5 protein-coding genes are annotated in these 6,950 nt (G+C 68.1%); all 5 read right to left on the bottom strand.

What is annotated here, in order from left to right:
* Positions 1–116: 116 nt before the first annotated feature.
* Positions 117–920 (bottom strand): SDR family NAD(P)-dependent oxidoreductase, encoded by an 804-nt coding sequence (locus A9X01_RS02085; RefSeq protein ID WP_065119069.1) that lies wholly within the window; start codon positions 918–920, stop codon positions 117–119.
* Positions 921–1,005: 85 nt separating this feature from the next.
* Complete coding sequence (locus tag A9X01_RS02080; RefSeq protein WP_065119068.1) at positions 1,006–3,393, bottom strand: CaiB/BaiF CoA-transferase family protein; 2,388 nt, start codon at positions 3,391–3,393, stop codon at positions 1,006–1,008.
* Positions 3,394–3,449: 56 nt separating this feature from the next.
* On the bottom strand, positions 3,450–4,568 hold the full coding sequence (locus A9X01_RS02075) for a M24 family metallopeptidase (protein ID WP_065119067.1): 1,119 nt from the start codon (positions 4,566–4,568) through the stop codon (positions 3,450–3,452).
* Positions 4,558–5,727 (bottom strand): M24 family metallopeptidase, encoded by a 1,170-nt coding sequence (locus A9X01_RS02070; RefSeq protein WP_081282158.1) that lies wholly within the window; start codon positions 5,725–5,727, stop codon positions 4,558–4,560. The genes A9X01_RS02075 and A9X01_RS02070 overlap by 11 nt, the downstream gene beginning before the upstream one ends.
* Positions 5,728–5,783: 56 nt before the next feature.
* A complete protein-coding gene (locus tag A9X01_RS02065) occupies positions 5,784–6,950 on the bottom strand; it encodes an amidohydrolase family protein (protein WP_065119064.1) in 1,167 nt (388 codons plus the stop codon).

Here is a 6,950-nt window from a genome sequence, read left to right as displayed (position 1 = left end):
TCTCCCCCCCCCCCCGCGGGGCGTGCTGGGGGGGGGGCGGGCGCCGCCCCCCCCCCCCCCCCCCCCCCCGGCGGGGGGGGGGGGGGGGGGGGGGGGGGCCCCCCCCGCCACCCAACCTAGGGTCCGAGCTGGTAGGTCCCCGTCTGCGGGTTGTGATACCAGCCGCCGGCCGCGTGTGTTCCACCATCGACGTGCAAGGTCTGGCCGGTGATGTAGGTGGACATGTCCGAGGCGAGAAACACCGCGACACTGGCCGTTTCGTCGACATGGCCCGGACGGCCCCACGGGACGACGGCACCCATCGCCGCGCTGGCATCCTCGCCGCCGAGCGCCGCCAAGCCTTCGGTCATGGTGATGTCGGGCGCGATCGCGTTGACCCGGATGCGATGGGGCGCCAACTCCAGTGCCGCGGTCTTGGTGTAGTTGATGACGCCGGCCTTGGCCGCGGCGTACGCGGCATAGCCCGGCGCCGCCCGCACGCCTTCGATCGACGTGACCGACATGATGCTGCCCGGCAGGCCTGCTGCCACCATCGTTCGCGCGACTCGCTGCGTGCACAGCAGCACGTGCCGCAGATTCGCCCGATACAGTGCGTCCCAACCGTTTTCGCTGGTCTCCAGCAGGGGCGACGAGAACACGCCGCCGGCGTTGTTCACCAGGATCGTCGGTGTACCCAGCTCGGCCATCGTGCGCTGCAAGGCGGCGTCGACCTGGGCGCTGTCCCGAACGTCGATGGTGATGCCCAGTCCGCCAATTGATTCCGCGGCCCGTACGCACGTGTCGGGGTTGCGCTCCCAGATCGCCACCCGCGCCCCGAACGCCGCGAACCCCGCCGCGATACCCCGGCCGATGCCCGCCCCGCCGCCGGTGACCACCGCCACGCGGTCGGTGAGCAGGATGCCGGACGGATCGATCGGCACGCCACTCACCCCCTCCCGCGAGCAGGCGCGAAAGCACCCGCACGCCCGGCGTGTCGGGGGCTTTTGCGTCTGCTCGCGCAACTAATCATCGCGGTGCCTGGCCGATCACGCCGTCGGCCTCCAGCTCAGCGATCTCGGCATCGGTCAGCCCCAGCTCGGTGAGCAAGTCGTGGTTGTGTTGCCCGAGCAAGGGCGCGGGCTCGGTATGAAACCGGCACGGACCGCCGGACATCCGCATGGGCACGGTGCTGAGCCTAGCCGGGCCGCACACCGGGTGGTCGACGACTTCGAAGAAGCCGCGCGCGTCCAATTGCGGTATCTCCGTCTGGCGGTGCGGCTGCAGGACCTTGGCCACCGGCACGCCGGCGTCCCAGAGGGCAGCGACGATCTCGTCGCCGGTCCGGTCAGCACACCAGGTCGCCAGCTGTTCGTCGATGCGGTCGGCTTCAGCTCGCCGGCCGGGGGCGGTGCTCAGCGCGGGATCGGTTGCCCACGCGGGTGATCCGAGCGCGTCACGGAGCTGACCCCATTGCCGGTCGGTGGCCACCGCGATCGCGACCCAACTGTCCAGCCGCCCGAATTCGTCGATCTCGTTGGTACGGTACAGATTCTGCGGTGCGGCGGTGGGCCCGCGATTGCCGGCCCTTTCCAGCAGCGCTCCGTACGCCGAGTACTCGATGACCTGCTCCGCGGCGATGTTCAGCGCCGCATCCACCATGGCCGCCTCCACCAGCACACCCTGGCCGGTTCGCCGCCGATGTTCGAGGGCCAGCAGCAGCGCGTTGAGTGCGTGCACCCCGGCGTTGGGATCCCCCACGGAGTACGGTTCGAATGGGGTGCGGTCGGGATAGCCGGTCAGCCAGCTCACTCCGGATGCCGATTCGATGACGTAGGCGAAGGCCGGGTTGTCCCGCCACGGGCCGTCGAGACCGAAGCCCGGCATGCGCACCATCACTGCGTCATGCCGAATCGACTGCACCGCAGCGAAATCCAACCCGATCGAATCGAGGACGCGGGGTGTGAAGCTCTCCGCGACCACATCACAGGTGCCGATCAGTCGATGCAGCAGCTCGCGTCCCCGCTGACTCTGCAGATCCAGCGTCAGACCCTTCTTGTTGGTGTTCAGGGCGGCGAAGATGGGCGACTTCTCCCACCATTGCTCCTCGGTGACCGGCATGCCGGCGATCAACCGGGTCCCGTCCGGGCGGCCGGTGGATTCCACGTGGATCACCTCGGCACCGAGCATGGCCAGGAAGTGAGTGCAGGATGGGCCTGCCCAGAAGGTCGTCAGGTCCAGTACCCGAAGCCCGCTCAGCGGCAGGTGCGGTGCGGGCCGGTCCGGGGCGGACGCCGCACGGGGGGTGAGACCGGCCGCCCGGTAGTGGGCGGTGTGCTCACCGAGTCGGGGGGCCGGGCCCGGCTCGCGCAACTGCGCGGGCTGCATCCGGTAGGGGTGGCGCGGCTGGGTGAATCCGTCGCGCGGGTTGCGCATGAATGAGTCGCGTGCCCGAAAGTGTTCCAGCGACGTGACGTTCGCACCGTTGGCCACCGGCGCGTTGGGTATCCGGAATGCGGTGGCCAGTTCGCGAATCTCGTCGGCCGGCTGGCTGCGAACCCACGCATAGATGTCATCGGCATGAATGTTGGCCTGCTCGGTGATCGTCAGGGGCGAGTTCTCCTCGATCCATTCCGGGTGGCCGACCATGGCGCACAGGTCGAACCATTGCTGCGCGGTCCCGCAGCCGAGGTCCACCAGACCGTCCTGCGCGGCCGCCACCCCGGGCACGGTGGGCCGCCTGGCGTCCCGCCAGGGCCGGCCCAGCATCTCGAAATAGGTGACGGGATAGTAAGTCAGGCCGAGGATTTGAGTCTCCAGCATCGACAGGTCGATGAGCTCACCACGACCGAGGCACCGCGCGGCCAGCGTCGCGGCGCTGGCATAGGCACCGGCCAGATATTCGCCAACCTGCCCGCCGACGTGGACGGGTGCCCGGTCGGCCACCCCGCGGCCCAGGCCGATGATGCCGCCCGACCACGCCTGCAGCGTGAATTCGGTTGCCGCGCGGTCCCGCCACGGACCGTCCAGTCCGAATGGGGTGATCGATGTGACGACGAGGTGCGGGTGGTTACCCCGGATCTTATGCGGTGTAAACGATTGCGCCACCGTAGATCCCGGTGACCAGACGACGGCGTCCGCGGCGGCGAGCAGCCGGTTGAGTAACCCGATGTCGTCCGCGTCGCGCGGGTCGACGACGACGCTGCGCTTGGACCCCGCCAGAAAGCTGAACAGCGCGCCGTCGCAGCCGGGCGCGATCGTCGCAAACGAAGAAGACCAAGACCGTAACCAGTCCCCCGCCAGTGGCTCGACTTTGACGACCTCGGCGCCTCCGTCGGCGAGCAGTTTGGTGCAGTAGGCACCCGCGATGCCGGTGGACAGGTCGACGACGGTGTAACCGGACAGCGGCGATTCCACTAGCGCTTCCGCTTCCGTTTGGCATTGTTGATCTTCTCCGCCTTGGCGGCCATCGATCACCTGCGCCAGAACGGGCTCGCGGTCAGCACCTCGGGCCCGTCGGCTTCGATCAGTACCGCTTCACGTCCGAACACCGCGCCGACGGCCGGCTCCCAGACGTAGCCCGTGATGGCGAGAACCATGCCGGGCTCCAGGCGCTCCTCGCCGGCGGTCCGGGGCAGGCGCGCAGAGATGACCGGCGGGTCGAAGCCCATCCCCAGTCCGCGGGCTACGGGCATCGGCGGTGCGGGTTCGCCTGCCGCCGCGTAGGCGGCCAGCAGCTCACCGGCCCCGGCTCCCGGTTGACACACCGCGATCAGCAGCGACCACAACCGATCCCAACGCTCGTACAGCGCCGCGGCACCAGGGTTTTCGCCCACCGGCCAGGTGCGGCCGACCTCGCCGATATACCCACCGGCCACCACGCCGGCCGACAGCGCGACCAGGTCACCGGTCTGCACCCGACCGTCACCGGCGGCTCGCCGCCAGGGGTGTTCGCGAGAGGTCACCCACGCCACATCCTGACTCGACGGCGTGCTCACTCCGCCCGCGGCAAGCGCCTCCAGCAGCACTCCGGCCAGGGTCTGCTCGCTTACTCCCGGCCGCAATGACGATGCGGCGGTGGCCAGGCCGGACTCGGCCACCTTGATGGACTTACGCAGCGCATCGACTTCCGCGTCGGTCTTGATGCGGCGGGCCGCACGCATCGCGAGTTCTCCGTCGACGAGTTCGGCCGCGGGAAACGCGGTCGGCAGCAACTGCGCGAAAACCGGTGACAGCGCATCAGTTCCGACCCGTCGGGCGTCGGCCGCGCCGTCGATGCGCTGCAGCGCAGCGATGGTGTTGACCGGGTTCCAGGAGATGCCGTACAGGTTCTCGTGCGGAATGTCCTCCGGCACGCCCTCGTCCCAGGTGCTCAGCAGATGAATGGCGCCGGTCGCGCGGACCAGCACACACGTCGGGCCGAACGGCCGGGTCCCGGCAACCCACAGTTGCGGCGCGCCGGTGACGTAACGGACGTTGGCCTGGCGGCCCAGCACCAGCACGTCGAGGTCGTGCTCTGCCATCTGCGCCAGGGCTCGTTCGCGGCGTCCGCTGCGCAGCGCGCGGGCGTCGGGCAGAACCTCAGTCGACATAGGGGTCATAGGGGTAATCGGTCAATCGTGTCGAGCCTTCCTCGGTGATCACCAGGACCTCTTCGCTGCGGTAGCCGCCGGTGCCGTCCTCCCAGACCACCGGCTCGAGCACCAGCACCATGCCTTGCTGGAGGACGAAGTTCTCGTCGAACTGGTCGCCGAGATCCGTTCCGATCATCGGCATTTCGGCGGCGTTGACGCCGATCCCGTGGCCGAGGTAGAAGTGTGGCAGCCACGGCCGAGTGCCGCCGTTGGCGGCGATGGCCGCGCGGCCGAGGTCGGCGGCGGTGGCACCCCCCCGGGCCACCCCCACCACGGCATTCATGATCTCGCGCCACTTCTCGAACTGGGCTTGCTGGCGCGGCGAGGGATCCTGCCCGACGATCCAGGTCCGCCCGAAGTCCGAGCAGTAACCCTGGTAGGTGATGCTGACGTCGGTCCACAGCACATCACCTTTGGCAAGTTCGCGTTCGGTGCTCAGCAGCGGCAACGCGAGGTCACCGTGTGTGGTCCACACCCCCTCGGCCTTGCTGGGCGGCATCACCTGCCAGATCGGCTCGAGCATGCTGGCCATCGCTCCCAACTCGAAGGCTCGGCGCAAAAACCTTGCCGAGAGGTCGATCTGGCGGATGCCCGGGACCAGTGCCCGATGGACTTCGACCATGGCCTGATCCGTGATCCGCACCGCGGTACGGATGCAAGCCAATTCGTCCGGGGTTTTGACCACCTTGGCGGCGCTCACCACTGCCGAAGCGTCGACGGGAGCACCGTTGGGGAACAACGCCTTCCGGGCTCGTGACATGGCGCCGGTGAATTCGTCGACCGCCACGGTCGCTCCGGCGGGAACCAGGTCGGCCAGCTGCCGGGCGAAATCGTCGACCCCCTCGTCGAATTCGAGATAGACCGGTCCGTGCAGGTGGTCGGTGGGCAACTCCGATTCCTGCGCGGCACCCTCCCGGAACGGCAGGAACAGATGCGGCCACGGATCGTCGGCCAGCACCACCGCCACCGGGCGTTCGACGTAGGACACCCCGGCATCACCCAGCGGCCAGCTCGCCCCCGTCGCATAGACGACGGCGTTGTTGCCCAGCAGGACCAGGGCGTCGACGCCGCGCTCGGCCATGGCGGCCCGCAGCCGCGCCCCGGTCTCCCGGCGCATCCGCGACAGGTCGGGACGCTCCGGAATGGTCAACCCAGGTGCATCGGCAAAGACGGTCACAGGCCCAGGAATTCGGTGATGTTGCCGCTCACGATTCGCGCGGCCCGCTCCGGCCCGACCGCGTCCACGACGGCCGCCAGCGACTTCTCCGAATACCCGTACGTGCTCTCGTTGTGCGGGTAGTCCGAGGACCACATCACCTTGTCGACGCCGATCCGGTCGATCAGCTCCAGGCCCAGCGGGTCGACCATGAATGACGCGCTCATGTGCGTGTCCCAGTAGTACCGGACATCGTGCTGCAACGGCCGGTTGAACATGTGCTGGTAGGAGGCAACCAGGTGTTCGGCGTCCTGTAGGGCCCACGGCACCCACGCGATCCCGCCCTCGAACCAGCCGATCCGAAGATTCGGGTGCTGGTCGAGAATCCCTCCGAAGATGTACTTGGAGAACGTTTCCCGGAACCCGTCGATGTTGATCATCATGCCGACCACCACGCTGTTGAACTCGCACGGGCTCTTGGGCGGGGTCTCACCGATGTGGTGGGTGACCGGGATCCCGGCCGCCTCGATCTCATCCCACACCGCGCTCATCGCCGTGCTCGCGTAGTCGATCGGGTTGCCGTCGTCGTCCTTACCGGGGTTGAGCGGCATCAGGAACGTCTTGAGCCCCAAAGACTTCAGCTCGGCCAGGGTGTCCCGGGTGCCCTTCGGATCCCACCAGTTGATCAGGCCCGCACCGTAGAAGTGGCCATTGGAACGCTCCTGCAGTTCCGCGATGTACTCGTTATAGATGCGGAAGGTGAGCTCGCGAAGTTTCTTGTCCGGGTAGTGGAACAGCGCCAGCACCGCGTTGGGGAAGGCCAGCTCCTTATCGACGCCGTCCTCGCGCAACTCCTGGATGCGGGCGTCGATATTGGTGCTGGCCGCCCCGGGAAGGTCGTCGTATTGCATGAGTACCGCGCTGAAGTCGCCCGGCAGGAACGACTGACCTTTGCGGCCGACCTGGTATGCGCCCTCCTCGTACCAGATCCGGGGCGCCTTGTCCTTCAGGTCTTCGGGGAAGCGCTCGTAGAAGATGTCGGCGGCGAGCGAAATATGGTTGTCCGCCGAGAACACCTCGGTGCCCGAAGGCAACCCCACGTCACTGCCGATGGCATGCCCGCGACGATCCTTCGGTGCGCCGAAACCTTTCGGCGGATACAGGGTGCTTGTTGGTGTAGTCAT

Source organism: Mycobacterium asiaticum (assembly GCF_001668675.1).
Classification (GTDB): Bacteria; Actinomycetota; Actinomycetes; order Mycobacteriales; family Mycobacteriaceae; genus Mycobacterium; species Mycobacterium asiaticum_D.
The sequence above is the reverse complement of the archived record's forward strand: the minus strand, read 5'-3'. Positions and strand labels throughout refer to the sequence as shown.